Source organism: Arthrobacter sp. Rue61a (genome assembly GCF_000294695.2).
Taxonomy (GTDB): Bacteria; Actinomycetota; Actinomycetes; order Actinomycetales; family Micrococcaceae; genus Arthrobacter; species Arthrobacter aurescens_A.
The window spans coordinates 853428-868333 of the sequence record NC_018531.1 but is presented as its reverse complement, the minus strand read 5'-3'; the positions used below and the strand labels follow the sequence as shown (position 1 = coordinate 868333).

The following is a 14906-nucleotide window of genomic DNA, read 5'->3' as shown; positions in this document are numbered from 1 at the left end:
CCCTCGCCCCATATCGAGAGGACACTTCGTGACAACCCAGGAAAACCAAGCCACCCTTCCGCAGGGAAGCCGGCGGGCAGGGATCGTCGTAGCCCGGAATTTCAATGGCTGGTCCGCCGAAACCCTCAAGGACTTTCATGACAACGCCTACAACTACACGGTGGGACAGCGCATAGTCTCCGAAACGAAGGACGTGAGGGTGTGGGAGATCAGGCTGGATCCCGGTCACCGGCTCCCCGCCCACCGCCACGTCCTGGACTACTTTTGGACCGCTGTCAGCGCCGGACACAGCAGGCAGCACGAAGACGATGGAACCACCAGGGAAGTGGACTACGCAGTGGGTGATACCCGTCATTTTCAGTTCGGACCCGGCGAATACCTACTTCACGATCTGGAGAACATCGGCCAGTCCCAGCTGGTCTTCGTCACCGTTGAACACAAATCCAATACCGAACAACTGAAACAACAACAGAGATAGGGCGCAGGAAACACGATGTTCTACCAACTCGTCAGCTTCACCTTTCCCGAGGACATCACGAGTGAAGCACGGACCTCCTTTGAGGACGCTCTGCGAAGCCTTCCAGGAAAGATCCCGGAACTGGAAGACGTACGGGTCATCCGCGCATTCGACGATGTCAACGTCACCGGTTACGTGTCTGTCTTCGCTTCGGAAGAGGACTACCAACGGTACCTCGAACACCCCGATCACGCCCCGATCGGAGTCCTGGCCGAAAGCGTCTGCTCACGCATTCGACGCCTCCTCCTGGACGACGACCGTCCCAGCATCCTGGCCTCGGGCCAGCAGGATGAGCAGCTAAGCCAACTGGCCTGAAAAGTCCCACCAGAGAAACTACGCAAACACTAAGGAACCCCATGCATATCTTCGTCACTGGAGCCACTGGATACATCGGACAGGCCGTTTCCCAACGGCTGCTCCAAGCGGGCCACACGGTCAGCGGCCTCGTCCGGAGCGAAAGCGGCGCAAAGGCGCTGCGTGCCCGCGGGATCGCTCCTGTACTCGGAGGGCTCGACGATACTGCGGTCCTCCGGGAAGCAGCTTTGGCTGCAGATGCAGTTGTCGATACGGCAACGGCCGATCATGCTGAATCCACCCAGGTGTTCCTCTCGGCGTTGGAGGGAACCAACAAGAAATTCATCCGCACCAGCGGAACGGGTATCTACACGGACCTGGCACAGGGCGAGCTGAACCCGACAATCTACACCGAAGAGGTCCAGCATTCCCCTGCTGAGATTGTTGCCACGCGGTATGCCACGGACCTTGCCGTGATCGGCGCCGCCAGCAGAGGCATTCACACCGTAGTCCTGCGTCCCTCCATGATCTTTGGCGATGGCGCCAGCGAACAGTTGCCATTGCTCATCCGCCAGGCCATCACATCCGGACGCAGCCTCTACGTAGGCCGGGGTGACAACCGTTGGTCCAATGTGTACATCGCTGACCTGGCTGAAGCCTACTTCCTGGCCTTGGACAAGGCTCCGGCCGGCAGCGCCTACAACCTGGCGGCCGGTGAAGCCCGCATGGGAGACATAGCCGAAACCATCGCCCGGCTGGTTGGGCTCCAGGCCGCCGAATCGTGCACGCCCGAGGTCGCGTACCAGGCATTGGGCCAGCGCTGGGTGGACGTGGCAATTTCCAGCAACAGCCGCGTTGACTCGGCGAAGGCTCGCACGGAGCTGGGTTGGAATCCCGTAGGACCTGACCTCCTGGACGATCTCGGATCCGGCTCATACAAGCGGATCTGGGCTTACAAGGGAGACCCGCACGATCACGTCCAGGCCGTGGCGATCGACGATGCGCTGGAAGGCGTCGACTCGCACTAAGGGCGGGGCCGCCGTCGAACGCTACAGCAACAACGCGCGCACGACGCGTCCATAACGGTTTGGGCCGGGCCTATGGCCCGGCCCAAACCATTTCAGATGAAAACAGCAGTGTGGAATGGAATGTGATGGAAGAAGTTCGGAACGTGAGCCAAGGCCAGGTCATGGTGGTTGGAGCGCACGGAGTCATAGGGCGGGCCGCGGCTTTGCACCTCGCGGACGCAGGGTGGGATGTGGTGACAGTTGCCAGGCGTGGACCCTTGGCGGAATTGAAAGAACGGAGCAACGTCCGGCACGTAAGCGTAGACCTCCTCGATCCGGAGTCAGTGAAGGAGCGTTTCGCATCCCTGACGGCAGTCACGCACGTGGTCTACGCCGCCTACCTGGACATGCCGATGCGGACAGCCGTGGCACCGAACACCGCCATGCTGGTGAACACACTGGATGCCCTACAGTCCCTGGGTGCCATCCTCACGAGAGTGGTCATGGTGGGAGGCGGAAAGTCCTATGGCGAACACCTCGGCCACTACAAGACACCCGCGAAGGAATCGGATCCGCGCTTCCTCGGACCCATTTTCTACAACAACCAGGAAGACGCCCTGAAACAGCGCGCTATCGACCGGCATTTCTCCTGGACAGTCCTGCGCCCCGATGGAGTGTTCGGCTTCAGCGGGGGATCTCCCATGAACATCGTTAACGGATTGGCCGTTTTCGCCGCAGTCAGCAAGGAACAGGGCGTGCCGTTACGATTCCCTGGCCTCCCGGGAACGTGGAACGCCCTGCATCAAGCCACAGACTCGGCGCTGCTGGCACGCGCCATTTCGTGGGCGCTGACCGCTGACAGCGCACATGCAGAGATCTTTAATGTCACCAACGGCGATAATTTCCGTTGGAGCCAGCTTTGGGCGGACCTGGCGGGCTTCTTCGATATGCCGACGGCGGAGCCCCAGCCGCTGCCGCTGGTTGAGCACATGGGCGATAAGGATGACCTCTGGCAAACCATGGTCAGCTCGCACGGACTCCTTCCAAGCTCTTGGGAGACCATTGCCTCGTGGCAATTTGTCGAGGGCTGGCTGGCGTCCGACTTTGACATGGTTCAAAGCACCATCAAGATCCGGCAGGCCGGCTTCCACGACTGCATAGACACCCACCAGAGCCTCCTGAACCACTTGGGCTTCCTGCGCAGCAACCGCTACATCCCCTAGCCGCTATTCATTGGCAAAAGGGAAGCCAGGGCCCGTGGTTGCGAGGCTCGGGCCCTGGCGGTTTGTGGCCGGCAAGTCACAGCGGGCTTACCGGGAGAGCAGGTAGTCGGGGTCAGGTGCGGAAACGGAGATGCCCTCTGGAAAGAAAACGACTCTTGGGAGGATGGTGGTGGGTTCCTGGACGGCGAGCGCACCCCAGGCAACCGCTCGGGCAAGTGCCTCACGAACCACCTCACGTGTGTAGGGGGCAGCTGAGGCGTGAGGCAGCGCGCTGAGATATCCAGCCAAGGCAGCGTCACCCGCCCCGGTGGTGTTGAGGACTTTGGCGGAGGGTCCCCGTGCCCAGAGAACCTCGTGCTCGTTCACCTCAACGAGTCCGTCACTGCCCAAGCTGGCCAAGACTGTCCGAACTCCCCTTTTCCGGAGCAGGTTTGCGGCGTAGACAACATCCCGCATGGTCCTCAACTGGGTACCGGTGATATCAGCGAGTTCCTCTTTGTTTGGTTTCACGAGGTCCACCGGATTTGCTGGGGATGCCCAGGCCTTGAGAGCGTCGCCTGAGGTGTCCAGGCAGGTTGAGGCACCAGCCCGTCGTGCCGCCCTGAACAGATTCCCGGGATCGACTTCGCGGCCGGTGGAGATGTCCGCCGGGAGCGATCCTCCGAGGACGAGCCAATCCGCCTTGACCCGTTCGACTTCATGAAGCGTTGCCGCGCAGAGTTGCTGCCACTTTGCGGTGGACAGCGGTGCCGCACTCTCATTGAAGTTCGTGGTGGCACCGTCTGTGTCCACAATAATGGCGTTCACCCGTGTGGGTGCAGTGACCTCCACGGTTTTGAAGACCTTCTTGCGAACGCTTTCGCTCCCCTCGGCCAGTTCGAGGTCCTCGGCGTTGATGGGTACCACGGCAGTGGCAACATTCCCGGCGAGGCTGAGGGCGCGAGCAACATTGATGCCCTTGCCTGCGAGGTACGTTTCCACCCTGGTGGCTCTGTTGACGTGGCCCTCGACCATTCGGTCAAGGAAGTAAACCCTGTCTATCGCCGGGGCGGGAGTGAGGGTGACGATACGCGACACAGATGCCGGCGTGGCTTGATTCACTGTGCCACGGGGGCTCAGGGTCTGGAGTGGCTTGGACATGGTGGCCTTCATTCACTTCCGCGTGTTCAGGCTGGCCTTGATCTGCTGGGCCACCTTGGCCGGAGACAACCCGTACTTATCCAAAAGGAAATCGTTGGGTGCAGACTCGGACCACCTATCCGCGAGTCCGATCCGGGACACGTGCGCGGGTTCTTGTGAGCCGGCAGTAAGCTCGCAAACGAGTCCGCCCAGTCCACCCAGCACGCTGTGCTCTTCCACCGTGACAATCAGCTGTGCTCCGCGGAGTTCATGCAGCAACTCTTGCTCATCCAGGGGCTTCAACATCGGGACGTGGACGTGCTTCGCCCGAATGCCTTCCAGCTCAAGGGAATCCAAGGCTTCCGCGACCCTTGAGGTTTGCACCCCCGTAGAAACAACAGTGAGATCGGAGCCGTCCCGCAGGACCACAGGCTTCTGCGGGGTAAAGACGTAGTCTTCTTCAAAGACGGCCTGAACGGCGTCCCGCGCGAAGCGAATGTAAACGGGTCCGTCGTGCTCCGCTGCCCACTTGATCGCTGCGCGAGCTTCCACTGCGTCTGCGGGAGCGATGACGGTCATGTTGGGCATGGCTCGCATAATGGCAAAGTCTTCGATGTCTTGGTGTGTTTTGCCGCTGGAACCGTTCAACAAGCCGGAGTAGGCCGCAGCAATACGGACCGGGGCCTTGGTTTGTGAAACCAGCATTCTCACTTGGTCAAGGGCCCGGTGGGTGAAAAAGACGCCGAACGAGGACAACCAAGGTCGGTATCCCAGGGTGCTCAGGCCGAAAGCCATGCCAACAATGTTCTGCTCGGCAATACCTACTTGAATGAACCTGTCGGGGTGGGACTCAGCCAGGATATCTGCCCTGGTTGACGTCGCAAGATCGCCATCCAACACGAGGATGCGCTCATCCAGATCCGAGAGTTCAGATAATGTCTCACCCCAAACCTGACGCTGCGCTTTGGTGCTCACTTGGCTGCCTCCATGTTCTGACCGAGTTCTTCGCGGGCGATCCGCAGTTGTTCTTCAGTGGCTATACCGTTGTGCCACTTGTAGGTTCCTTGGGTAAATGAGACGCCGAACCCTTTGGTGGTGTTCGAAATTATCGCTGTCGGTTTGCCAGAGACTCCGCGGAACGACTGCGCAAAAGTGAGGGCGTCGGAAATCTCTTTCAGGTCGTGCCCATTGATGCTGATCGTGTTCCATCCAAAGCCGGTGAACACGGCCTCCAGGTCCACGTGCCCCACGGGTTCGCTGCGGTCGAACCGGTCCCCCGGACCAGCTGGCCAGCCATATTGCTGGAGTCCGTTGACGTCCACGATCGCGGTGAGATTGTCCAGCCCGAACCTTGGCGCGGAGAGGACCGTCTCCCACACCATGCCTTCTTCGATCTCGCCGTCGCCCAGCATGACCCAGGTATGGAAGTCCTTTCCCAGCTTTTTAGCTCCGAGAGCCATACCCGCACCGCTGGAGAGACCTTGGCCCAATGATCCGGTGGACGCATCCACTCCGGGGGTCAAGAGCATGTCCGGGTGGCCTTGAAGCCTGGAGTTTCCGTGATCAAAGCTGGCCAGCTCGTCCACCGGAAAGTACCCGCGCAGGGCAAGCACGGTGTAGAGGCCGATGGCGCAGTGGCCTTTCGACAGGATGAATCGGTCCCGGTCCGGGTCTTGGGGGTTGTGTGGATCTATTCGCAGATGCCTGAAGTAGAGGGAGACAAGCACGTCCATGGCGGACAAGGGTCCACCGATGTGGCCGGCTCGGCTGGATGCAACGGTGTCTATGACCCGCCACCGGGCTTCCTGGATGATGCCGCTCAATTCAAGGTCCGTGAGGACCTCAGTTTTCGTGTTCATGGATAAACCTCTTTCAACGAAGTATGAATTCAATTTACCGCTAAGTGGACATCTTGTCTATGGCATGAGAATTCAGAATGGAGGTGTGCGATGAGGCTGATTGATAGGGGGGCAGGCTGCCGGTGACAAAAGGTGCGACGACACACGCCCATCAGGCATCCGGTGTCAGGGGCTTGGTCGTCAACCCTTCAAGGGGGACGCCTGACAGGCTGGCAAGCATGCCGGGAGGGGAAGCGAGCACGAGCACAGCCCTGCTGGTGGATGCCAGGCCTAACCGGAACTTGCCTCGTGGGGTGCCTTGTTCCACCCCGCCAATTTCGTCCAGCGAAGAAAGCAACCTGTATAGCGAACTCATAGGCTCCCCCGTCGCCTCAGGCGGCTGCCCGACAGTGCTCACCCGAAGCGGCGAGTGCTCGGCGAGTGCTCTAAGAACAGCAGCCGACTTGGTCAACGGACCTTTCCTCCGACGGAAGCCTCCGCATTCTCACTCATATTGCAGGAAACTATTTTTCCCACACTGCAGACATGTTGTCCACCAAACGATAGAATCGGGATCACACCACATAGCAAGGAGAACAAGATGACTTTTGCCCTGAGTGAGAGCGAGCTGCGTGAGAGCGAGCTGCTCGCCTCAGTACCCACTGGCCTTCTGATTGGCGGCGAATGGCGTCAGGCCGCCTCCGGAGCGACATTCGACGTTGAAGATCCCGCCACTGGCAAGGTCTTGGTAAGCATCGCTGACGCTGCCGCCGAAGACAGCTTGGCCGCCCTCGATGCAGCCGCTGCCGCCCAGGAGACATGGGGGGCCGTGGCACCGAGGGAACGCGGTGAAATCCTGCGCCGCGCGTTCGAGCTGGTCACAGAGCGAGCGGACGACTTTGCCTTGCTGATGACGCTCGAGATGGGCAAACCGCTGGCCGAAGCCAAGGGCGAAGTCGCCTATGGGGCCGAGTTCTTGCGCTGGTTTTCAGAAGAGGCAGTCCGGACATGGGGCCGTTATTCGGTGTCTCCCGATGGGAAGTCACGGCTTCTGGTTCAAAAGAAGCCGGTGGGTCCCTGCCTTCTGATTACTCCGTGGAATTTTCCGCTGGCGATGGCCACGAGGAAGATCGCCCCCGCCGTGGCCGCAGGGTGCACCATGGTGCTCAAGCCCGCCAGATTGACTCCCCTTACGTCCCAGCTATTCGCTCAGGTCCTGCAGGAGGCCGGCCTTCCCGCCGGGGTTCTCAACGTGGTCCCATCCACGAGGGCTGGCGCCACCACCGGGCCACTGATCAAAGACTCCAGGTTGCGGAAACTCTCCTTCACCGGCTCAACCGAAGTCGGCAGGCGTTTGCTTTCCGATGCCTCGGAGACAGTGCTGCGCACCTCGATGGAATTGGGTGGAAATGCGCCGTTCGTTGTCTTCGGCGATGCGGATATTGATGCCGCGGTAGACGGCGCCATGCTTGCGAAGCTGCGCAACATGGGCGAAGCCTGCACCGCAGCGAACAGGTTCATCGTCCAGGACTCAATTGCTGACGAGTTCACGGAGAAGTTTGCCGCACGCATGGCCTCGCTGAATACCGCCCGAGGTACGGAGCCCGACTCGCAGATCGGACCCATGATCGATGCCAAGAGCAGGGACAAAATTCACTCACTGGTGACGGACGCGGTAACCGCCGGCGCCACTGTAATAACGGGTGGGACCCCCGTTGATGGGCCAGGTTACTTCTACCCGCCAACTATTCTCACGGGAGTCACCGAAGGATCGCCCATTCTTTCCGAGGAAATATTCGGCCCTATCGCACCTATCGTGATTTTCTCAACGGAGGAAGAAGCGGTCCGGCTGGCCAACAACACGGAGTACGGGCTTGCTGCCTACGTTTTCACCAGGGACCTGAACCGTGGGCTGAGGGTGAGCGAGAAGCTTGATACCGGAATGCTGGGCTTGAATGCAGGCATCATCTCCAACGCAGCAGCACCCTTTGGCGGAGTGAAACAATCCGGGCTCGGCCGCGAAGGTGGACTCGAGGGCATTGAAGAATACCTTTCCACCCAGTACGTCGGCATCGCCGTTCCGGCTGAGGCTTAGGAAGTCCGATAGTGGCACGACTGCGGTCCGTGGATGCGCTGCCGGGCGACCATGGGCCGCAGTCACGTCCGATCTGATGCGATGAGATGGGCAAAGAGCGAACGGGACGGCAGAGAGTGGGAAGCTGAGGAGTTTGACCGTCAGGAACCGGAGTTACAACAGAATCTGCGACCCTCGTTGATTTGTCTCGGATGCGGCGCCCCGGCATCATTTCAGTCCTCTTCGGCCAGGCGGAGACCTACGTTCGGGGCACGCCACCGACCAGGTTGCGTCGTCTGCACCCCAGGGTGGGGAGTTTTTAGATACCTGACCTGAAATTCGCCAGCGCGGTTCGGCGCTCACCATTGAAGCAGGGCCTGCCACATAACCTTCCGACAAGAAAGACCCCAGCATGCAAGAAGCACACGGGAAGCGAAATTCAGTGAGTGTAATTGCCGATAGTCGTGAGGAACGTGACGAACGACTTCAGGCAGCCGTCGCATCATTGCGCGACGTGGCCACAGAACTCCGCATGGGGATCTTGGTGACACGGGAGCTGGACGAATCCGTAGGCATGTGATGTGATGCGGGGTTTTGTCTTGCACGCTATCAGCCCACGGGGAAGATCCCGATAAACCACAATGAACCCGCAGCAAAGAAGGCGAAAGCGGGAATCAAACAGCCACCCACCACTTTGGACTGCGTCACCATTTGATAGGACTCACTGGGATCTGCCGGGTTATAGGCCACAGCCAGCGGCGACCCTGGTTCAGTTTCGACCGCCGTGGAGATGTCCGACTCTCCGCGGAAAACATCGCCGCGGGCGTCGCTGAATTGGTAGTACGGCCAGAAACGGCGGTTGCGGCTGGAGTTGCCCACGCCGGTGGTCCAGCCGTGCCGGCTGCCTGTCACGGTCGCGAGGACTTTAGGCCAATCCGCCATCAACGTTTCTCGCCGCCTCATGTCTTTGATGGTGCGGCAAAGCGCCCATACGACGGCGACGACAAAGAGAGCCCAAACTACGTAAAGCACGATTTTCACAAGTGTTCCCCCACGCCAAGTCCTCACGATCACATCAGCCGCGGGTACTCCGCATCTTACTTGGCAGCCAAGGACCAACATCTCCAAGCGGGACGCTTCGCTCTCAGCGGTCTGGTCACACGCATCGCAGCCGCAGATGAGAAACGGGAAATCGTGGCCGTCTTGTAGGAAAGCGGTGACGGCAATCCAGATGCGGGCCCGGATACTTGGACCCGCATCCAGGGCGTCAGTTGCCCAGCCGGGAAAGGAGGACGGCGACGGCGGCAGAGACTCCCCCGGCCAGCGACCCTTCCAGCTCGGGAGCGAAGAACGGCGAATGGTTAACCGGAGTGGGACCAGGTCCTTCGTGTCCGGCCGCGGGCGTGCCGCCGAACATCCAGAACACTGACGGCACTCCGATGGCGGTACCCAGGTGCCCGAAGTCCTCGCTGCCCATCATCGGTGGGGTGATTTCGACTGCCTCATCCCCCAACGCAAGCCGCAGTGCCCCGATAACGGACGGAACGGCGTCGGGATCGTTGAAGCATTGCGGGAAGCGGTACATTTCCTCGATGGTCGGCTTCGGCGCCCCGGACGCGACGGCCTCTGCCTCGATGATGCGGCGGACGGCGGCGAGGACCTGGCCGCGGACGTCCTGATCGAACGTGCGGATATTGAGGGTGAACTCGGCGGAGGCCGGGATGATGTTTTCCTTGAGGCCGGCATGGAATGTCCCCACCGTCACGACGGCTGACTTCCGCGGGTCCAGCTCGCGGGACACGATCCCCTGCAGCCGCGTGACCATGTGCGCGGCCATCACGATGGGGTCGATGGAATCCTGTGGCTGGGAGCCGTGCGACTGTTGGCCGTGCACCGTGACCCTGAGCGAGTCTGCCATGGCGGATACCGGTCCGCTGGAAATCGCAACCGTTCCCACCGGCCGGGGCATGACGTGCTGCCCGAAGACCACTTCCGGCCGCGGTGCTCTATCCCAGAGTCCGTCGTCGAGCATGGCGAGCGCGCCGGCCGCAGTCTCTTCACCGGGTTGGAAGATCAACACCAGCGTCCCCGACCAAGCGTCCAGGCTGCCGGCGAGCACCTCGGCGGCACCCAGCAGGCTGGCCACATGGGTGTCATGGCCACAGCCGTGCATGACCGGAACTACCGTGCCGTCCGGCAGTGTGCCTGTATCCGTGCTGGCGTAGTCCAACCCGGTAGCTTCCTCGATGGGCAGACCATCGGAATCGGCGCGGAAGGCCACCACGGGTCCGTCGCCGTTACGCAGAATTCCCACCACTCCGGTGCCGCCGCAGCGGAAGTGCTCGATTCCCAAGCCGTCCAGTTGCTTCTCGATCAAGCTGGCTGTGGCGAACTCCTGCATGGAGAGTTCCGGATGTGCGTGAAGGTGCCGATACAGGCTGTGGAGCTTGGTGGTCTGTTCGGAATCGAGCTGGAGGGCGGTAGCTGTTGACGTCATGGGTCCTGTCTTCCTGGTGGATGCGGGCTTGTTCCGGGTACTGCTATTCGATGTGGATGGGCTTCGATTCAGTGATGGCGGCTTTCCCTCGGAAGAACCACGCCAGCAGGATGGTGCCCAGAACGGCAATGGCGGTTGACACCATCGCGAGCGACGGCACCAGCGGCAGCACAACGAACACGACGACGGCTGAGACCAGCAAGGCGAACACGGTGGTGCGGGGTTGCTTCATGGATACGATCGCCTGTACCAGTACGGCGCCAAGAACGGTGGGCAGCACGTAAAGCCGGGTGACGAGCAATACCGACGGTGGGATGACACTGATCAGCCAGCTACCCAGCAGGCCAACAAAGATCGCCAGCGAGATCAGGTGGACTACGGCGGCTCCGCAAATGGCGACGACGGCGGCCAGTTCCGCCCGCTTGCTGCCCGGCTTTGCGCCGATGTTGGTTTGGGCGATCAGTGCCGCCGGCAGGAGCTTGTTGGAGATGTTGCCGATCATGAACGCCTGGTACATCGCGGCAGGTCCAAGGATGGGGTAGTACGTGAGTGGCTCGACGATCCAGATGATGCCGAACGTGGCAGCAACGGCTGCGAACGCGATCCAGAGTTGGGCCGGGCCTATGTCCAGGCCGGTGGCGAAGACCAGGTACAAGGGACCGGCCACGGAGATGAGCAGGCCGCCGATCATGGTGATCTGGCCCCAGCGGGAGGTGGTGCGGTTGAAGTCCGCCATGGCGGTGCTAGTGGTGGCGGGAGCGGAAGTGATGGAAGACATGAAGGGTGTTCCTTTCGAGCTCAGGGGATGACGACGGATGCCGATTGAGTGAGGGGCGATGTCGTCAGGAGCCGACGGCCGGACCGACGGCGAGGTAGGCGGCGGTCAGGCCGATGACAATGGAGATGCCGAGTCCCCATTCACGCAGCCAGCTCTTGCCGAGTTTCTTGGCCAGCAGCAGGCAGGTGCCCATGACCGCCGCGGAGACAACGAAGGACAGCACGTGAATCGCGGATTTGGGCAGTTCGGTGAGCCCCAGGCAGGAGAAGGCGCCGATCAGGGCGGCTGCCGGAACAATGGCCATGGCAGCGGGGTTCACAGAGCGGATCTTGGCGTCTCCCTTGCGCAGCAGAGGGGTCAGGATCAGGGTGGCGAGCATCCACATCGCTCCGCCGATGCTCATGGCGAAGAACGCCACGGCGAAGACGCTCTGCGTGTAGCTGGCGTCGCCCAGCTTGGCACCCATGGAACCGGCGGCGATGCCTGCGGCCGAAACGTCATAGGCAGCGGAGCCGATCAGGCCAATCCTGGACAGGACCGCCGGGGCGCCGAAAAGGCCTAGGAGGGCGATGGCCACCAGCGATACCGCCAGGGAGGGGCCGATGGCCGAGACTGCCCCGGACCGGAACGAGGTCTTGATGTCTTGGGTGCTCATGTCCACGGAGGGAGCAGCACGTCGGGCGGCCTTCATGAAGATGACGGACTGAATGATGATGACGCCGAAGACGCCCGCCACGCAGATCCAGAGGACGGGATTGTTGGCAATTGCCGTGATGTCAGTGGAATCAGTGGGGGCGAGTGGTTGAAGTGCCAGGGGTTGGTGCATGGGAACCTCCCAGGTGTTGGCCCCTTGGCAAGTCCGCATCCGGACGACGCTGTGCGGTATGTGGCGCCGCGGGGCAAATCTTCTCCCATCGACCAGATCGGCCAGTGGGTTACCATCACCCTCTGCTATGAGCCGGATCACACACAATAGCTGACGGAATCAGCCACGTTGCTGGCTGAATCAGTCAAAGCCTGCCTGCGGTGGCGACAGAGCTACCCCGGCACAGTGTGACCCGACACACTTTCAGGGAGAAGCAATCCAGCAAAGGAGCACCATGCCTGACACCATTGGCGAGCTGTCCGCCGTCGAACTTTCCGCAGCGATCCGTGAGAAGAAAGTCTCCGCGCGCGAGGTCTTGGCCGAACACCTCAATCGCATTTCCGAAGTAAACCCCGTAATCAATGCCGTGGTGACCCTCGATGCCGATGGAGCCCAGGCCGTGGCGCACCGCGCCGACCAGCTGACGGCCTCGGGCGCCCTGCTCCCTCCGCTCCACGGCGTTCCCATGACGCATAAGGACACCAACAACACTGCCGGAATGCGCACCACCCAAGGCTCCCTCGCCTTACGCGACTTTGTTCCCGACGCCGACGACCTCATCATTGCGCGGCTGAAAGCGGCCGGAGTGATCAGCACAGGAAAGTCGAATGTTCCCGAGTTTGGAGCCGGATCGCACACGTTCAACGATCTCTTCGGAACCACCACCAACCCGTACGCACCCACCCTGAGTGCAGGCGGCAGCAGCGGCGGGGCGGCCGCCGTCGTCGCCTCCCGCGTCCAAAGCATCGGCGACGGCAGCGACATGGGCGGATCGCTCCGCATCCCGGCTTCCTTCTGCAATGTGGTGGGCTTCAGGCCGTCGACGGCGGTCATCCCCATGCCGTCCGACATCAACGCCTACTCGTGGCTGGGACGGACAGGACCAATGGCACGGAGCATTGAGGACATTGCCCTTTTTATGTCCGTGACCGCGGGCAAGGATCCCCGAATCCCGCACCCGGCCGGGCTCGATCCGGAAGTTTTTCGGTCCAGCCTGGAGACTGACATGCGTGGGGTTCGTATTGGCTGGTCCCGTGACTTTGGCATCGGCGTTCCCGTAGAAGCGGAGATCCTGGACCATCTGGAACGGCAACTGGCGATCTTTGAGGACCTGGGGGCGATCGTGGAGGAAGCCACTCCGGATTTCAGCGAAGCAGACCTGGTGTTCGGCAATACCCGAGCCATGGACTTCGCCGCGGGACTCGGGCCTATCCTTGAGCGGGCCGGGGATGTGGTCAAGCCGGAAGTGCACTGGAACGTCAATAAGGGGTTCGCTTTGACTGCCCGTGACCTCATTGAAACTGCGGCCGCCCGAAGCCGCCTTGAACGCAGCGTCCAGGAGTTCTTTGGACGCTACGACCTTTTCGCCAGCCCTTGCGCCCAAGTGCTCCCCTTCGACGCGACGCTGCGGTATCCCACAGACGTGGCAGGTGTCCCTTCGGAGACGTACCTGGACTGGATGCGATCAGCCTGCCTGCTGTCTGCCACCGGACTGCCTGTGCTCAGCGTGCCGGCGGGCTTCAGCTCCATCGGATTGCCCATAGGCCTCCAGCTCGCGGGCAACCACTACACGGATATGCAGCTGCTCCGTTACGGACGCGCCTTTGAGCAGCAGACGGGGTACGCCGCCGTCGCTCCTGTCATGACGGCGAGGCCTGCACCCCTTACGACGATGAGCGCATAATCCGTCCGCCGCGCTTCCGCGCATCGAGAAGAATGGACACATCCACTCCGGTGGCCTCCTGCGCCCACTCCGAGTCGGTGATGAAGCGGTAGAGGGACGACATGTCCTCCACAGTGACGTCAGCCACGATCTGGTAGTCCCCGGCAATCGCCGCGGCATAGCGAACCGTGGGAAGCTCAGCGAGGCTCCGTCCCACGCGCTCAACATGCTGCGGCGATGCGCGGATCCAGAGAAGGGCCTCAACGCCAAGTCCAAAGGCAGCCGGTTCAACGATCGCCCGCAATTGGATGTGATTGTTGGCCAGCAACCATTCGCTGCGTCGCCGGGCAGTTGCTTCCGAAACGCCAACACGGCGCCCAAGCGCTTCGAAGCTCGCCCGGCCATCGGCGCACAGGGCATCGATGAGTTCATTATCCTGGCGGCTCAGGTCCTGCAGCGGCACCAGGATTCCGGAATCCTTGGTGAGATCCGACCGGAGCGCTTCGGCTTTGTCAGGGGCGAGAACCTCCGGCCGCCACCCTCGGATGGTCCTGAAGTAACGGAGCACGGGATAGCTGGTGGAATCACGCAAGCCGATGGTGGAGGGCAACTCATCGGAAAGAACATCGCCCATCCGGGACGGTTCCGTGAGTATTTCCGCGACGCAGTCACCGGTGCCGGTGGTGGTGTAAACAAACGTGGTGTCGGCACGCTGCGCGAGGGCGTTGGACGCCGCCCGAACCGTTCCGGGCATGCAGCGCATCTCCACCAGCACCACGGCGGGCCTGGGCCGGATACCCACCACAGCCACGGAGCCGGACTCCAACAACAGCGATCCCCGGCGGGCAACAGTTCGCTCAGCTTCGCCGAGGACGGCCGCCATCTTCCGCCAAGGGCAGCGGGGATCCTGTTGGAGGGCAGCCACGATCTGCCGCTCCAATGCGTCAAACACCACCATGCAAACTCCGTCCGTCTGGGTCGATCAATTTCACCACGGACTCGGGGGGCTGTGACACGACGGCGAGTGCCGC

The 14906-nt window shown here is 61.5% G+C and carries 16 protein-coding genes; 7 read left to right on the top strand and 9 right to left on the bottom strand.

Features of this window, described 5'->3' with window-relative positions:
- The first annotated feature begins 28 nt into the window (after positions 1-28).
- The 4 genes from ARUE_RS04140 (at position 29) to ARUE_RS04125 (ending at position 3041) form a co-directional block, all read left to right on the top strand.
- Complete coding sequence (locus ARUE_RS04140) at positions 29-478, top strand: cupin domain-containing protein (RefSeq protein ID WP_187329919.1); 450 nt, start codon at positions 29-31, stop codon at positions 476-478.
- 15 nt (positions 479-493) lie between these two features.
- Entirely contained in the window at positions 494-832 is a 339-nt protein-coding gene (locus tag ARUE_RS04135; RefSeq protein ID WP_011773608.1) for a Dabb family protein, read from the top strand.
- A gap of 41 nt (positions 833-873) precedes the next feature.
- Positions 874-1839: an NAD-dependent epimerase/dehydratase family protein gene (locus ARUE_RS04130; protein ID WP_014920824.1), complete on the top strand. Its 966-nt coding sequence runs from the start codon at positions 874-876 to the stop codon at positions 1837-1839.
- Between the two features lie 125 nt (positions 1840-1964).
- Positions 1965-3041, top strand: coding sequence for an SDR family oxidoreductase (locus ARUE_RS04125; RefSeq protein WP_014920823.1), 1077 nt, complete (start codon positions 1965-1967; stop codon positions 3039-3041).
- An 87-nt stretch (positions 3042-3128) separates the two neighbouring features.
- Here the strand turns inward: ARUE_RS04125 and ARUE_RS04120 are convergent, their stop codons facing one another.
- The 4 genes from ARUE_RS04120 to ARUE_RS04105 form a co-directional block, all read right to left on the bottom strand.
- Positions 3129-4181, bottom strand: a complete 1053-nt coding sequence (locus tag ARUE_RS04120) for a 1-phosphofructokinase family hexose kinase (protein WP_286140255.1) — start codon at positions 4179-4181, stop codon at positions 3129-3131.
- A gap of 12 nt (positions 4182-4193) precedes the next feature.
- Positions 4194-5135, bottom strand: a complete 942-nt coding sequence (locus tag ARUE_RS04115) for a transketolase family protein (protein WP_014920821.1) — start codon at positions 5133-5135, stop codon at positions 4194-4196.
- Positions 5132-6019 (bottom strand): transketolase, encoded by an 888-nt coding sequence (locus tag ARUE_RS04110; RefSeq protein WP_011773603.1) that lies wholly within the window; start codon positions 6017-6019, stop codon positions 5132-5134. Before ARUE_RS04110 ends, ARUE_RS04115 begins: the two co-directional genes overlap by 4 nt.
- A 151-nt stretch (positions 6020-6170) precedes the next feature.
- Entirely contained in the window at positions 6171-6416 is a 246-nt protein-coding gene (locus ARUE_RS04105) for a hypothetical protein (RefSeq protein ID WP_286140373.1), read from the bottom strand.
- Positions 6417-6599: 183 nt separating this feature from the next.
- Here ARUE_RS04105 and ARUE_RS04100 point away from each other — a divergent pair, with 183 nt between their 5' ends.
- Both ARUE_RS04100 and ARUE_RS24030 read left to right on the top strand, forming a co-directional pair.
- Positions 6600-8093 (top strand): NAD-dependent succinate-semialdehyde dehydrogenase, encoded by a 1494-nt coding sequence (locus tag ARUE_RS04100; protein ID WP_011773602.1) that lies wholly within the window; start codon positions 6600-6602, stop codon positions 8091-8093.
- A 421-nt stretch (positions 8094-8514) separates the two neighbouring features.
- Positions 8515-8652, top strand: coding sequence for a hypothetical protein (locus ARUE_RS24030; protein ID WP_162486110.1), 138 nt, complete (start codon positions 8515-8517; stop codon positions 8650-8652).
- Positions 8653-8681: 29 nt separating this feature from the next.
- On the opposite strand, the gene ARUE_RS04095 is transcribed toward ARUE_RS24030, so the two are convergent.
- From ARUE_RS04095 to ARUE_RS04080, 4 genes are all read right to left on the bottom strand, one after another.
- Positions 8682-9299: a DUF3592 domain-containing protein gene (locus ARUE_RS04095; protein WP_502691470.1), complete on the bottom strand. Its 618-nt coding sequence runs from the start codon at positions 9297-9299 to the stop codon at positions 8682-8684.
- A 40-nt stretch (positions 9300-9339) separates the two neighbouring features.
- On the bottom strand, positions 9340-10569 hold the full coding sequence (locus ARUE_RS04090; RefSeq protein WP_014920817.1) for an amidohydrolase: 1230 nt from the start codon (positions 10567-10569) through the stop codon (positions 9340-9342).
- A 43-nt stretch (positions 10570-10612) separates the two neighbouring features.
- Positions 10613-11347 carry a hypothetical protein gene (locus ARUE_RS04085; protein ID WP_011773599.1) on the bottom strand — a complete coding sequence of 245 codons (735 nt, stop codon included), beginning with the start codon at positions 11345-11347 and terminating at the stop codon, positions 10613-10615.
- Positions 11348-11411: 64 nt separating this feature from the next.
- The gene (locus tag ARUE_RS04080; protein ID WP_011773598.1) at positions 11412-12173 is read right to left on the bottom strand and encodes a DUF5058 family protein; all 762 of its coding nucleotides are present in this window, start codon (positions 12171-12173) and stop codon (positions 11412-11414) included.
- A gap of 274 nt (positions 12174-12447) precedes the next feature.
- Here ARUE_RS04080 and ARUE_RS04075 point away from each other — a divergent pair, with 274 nt between their 5' ends.
- Positions 12448-13896 (top strand): amidase, encoded by a 1449-nt coding sequence (locus ARUE_RS04075; RefSeq protein ID WP_014920816.1) that lies wholly within the window; start codon positions 12448-12450, stop codon positions 13894-13896.
- On the opposite strand, the gene ARUE_RS04070 is transcribed toward ARUE_RS04075, so the two are convergent.
- Positions 13877-14833 carry an AsnC family transcriptional regulator gene (locus ARUE_RS04070; protein WP_011773596.1) on the bottom strand — a complete coding sequence of 319 codons (957 nt, stop codon included), beginning with the start codon at positions 14831-14833 and terminating at the stop codon, positions 13877-13879. The genes ARUE_RS04075 and ARUE_RS04070 overlap by 20 nt on opposite strands.
- Positions 14834-14906: the final 73 nt, after the last annotated feature.

Excerpts from the sequence above, each read along its gene's own strand:
- ARUE_RS04135 (WP_011773608.1), top strand. The coding sequence starts at position 494 with ATGTTCTACCAACTCGTCAGCTTCACCTTTCCCGAGGACATCACGAGT.
- ARUE_RS04130 (WP_014920824.1), top strand. The coding sequence starts at position 874 with ATGCATATCTTCGTCACTGGAGCCACTGGATACATCGGACAGGCCGTT.
- ARUE_RS04125 (WP_014920823.1), top strand. The coding sequence starts at position 1,965 with ATGGAAGAAGTTCGGAACGTGAGCCAAGGCCAGGTCATGGTGGTTGGA.
- ARUE_RS04120 (WP_286140255.1), bottom strand. The coding sequence starts at position 4,181 with ATGTCCAAGCCACTCCAGACCCTGAGCCCCCGTGGCACAGTGAATCAA.
- ARUE_RS04110 (WP_011773603.1), bottom strand. The coding sequence starts at position 6,019 with ATGAACACGAAAACTGAGGTCCTCACGGACCTTGAATTGAGCGGCATC.
- ARUE_RS04100 (WP_011773602.1), top strand. The coding sequence starts at position 6,600 with ATGACTTTTGCCCTGAGTGAGAGCGAGCTGCGTGAGAGCGAGCTGCTC.
- ARUE_RS04090 (WP_014920817.1), bottom strand. The coding sequence starts at position 10,569 with ATGACGTCAACAGCTACCGCCCTCCAGCTCGATTCCGAACAGACCACC.
- ARUE_RS04085 (WP_011773599.1), bottom strand. The coding sequence starts at position 11,347 with ATGTCTTCCATCACTTCCGCTCCCGCCACCACTAGCACCGCCATGGCG.
- ARUE_RS04080 (WP_011773598.1), bottom strand. The coding sequence starts at position 12,173 with ATGCACCAACCCCTGGCACTTCAACCACTCGCCCCCACTGATTCCACT.
- ARUE_RS04075 (WP_014920816.1), top strand. The coding sequence starts at position 12,448 with ATGCCTGACACCATTGGCGAGCTGTCCGCCGTCGAACTTTCCGCAGCG.
- ARUE_RS04070 (WP_011773596.1), bottom strand. The coding sequence starts at position 14,833 with ATGGTGGTGTTTGACGCATTGGAGCGGCAGATCGTGGCTGCCCTCCAA.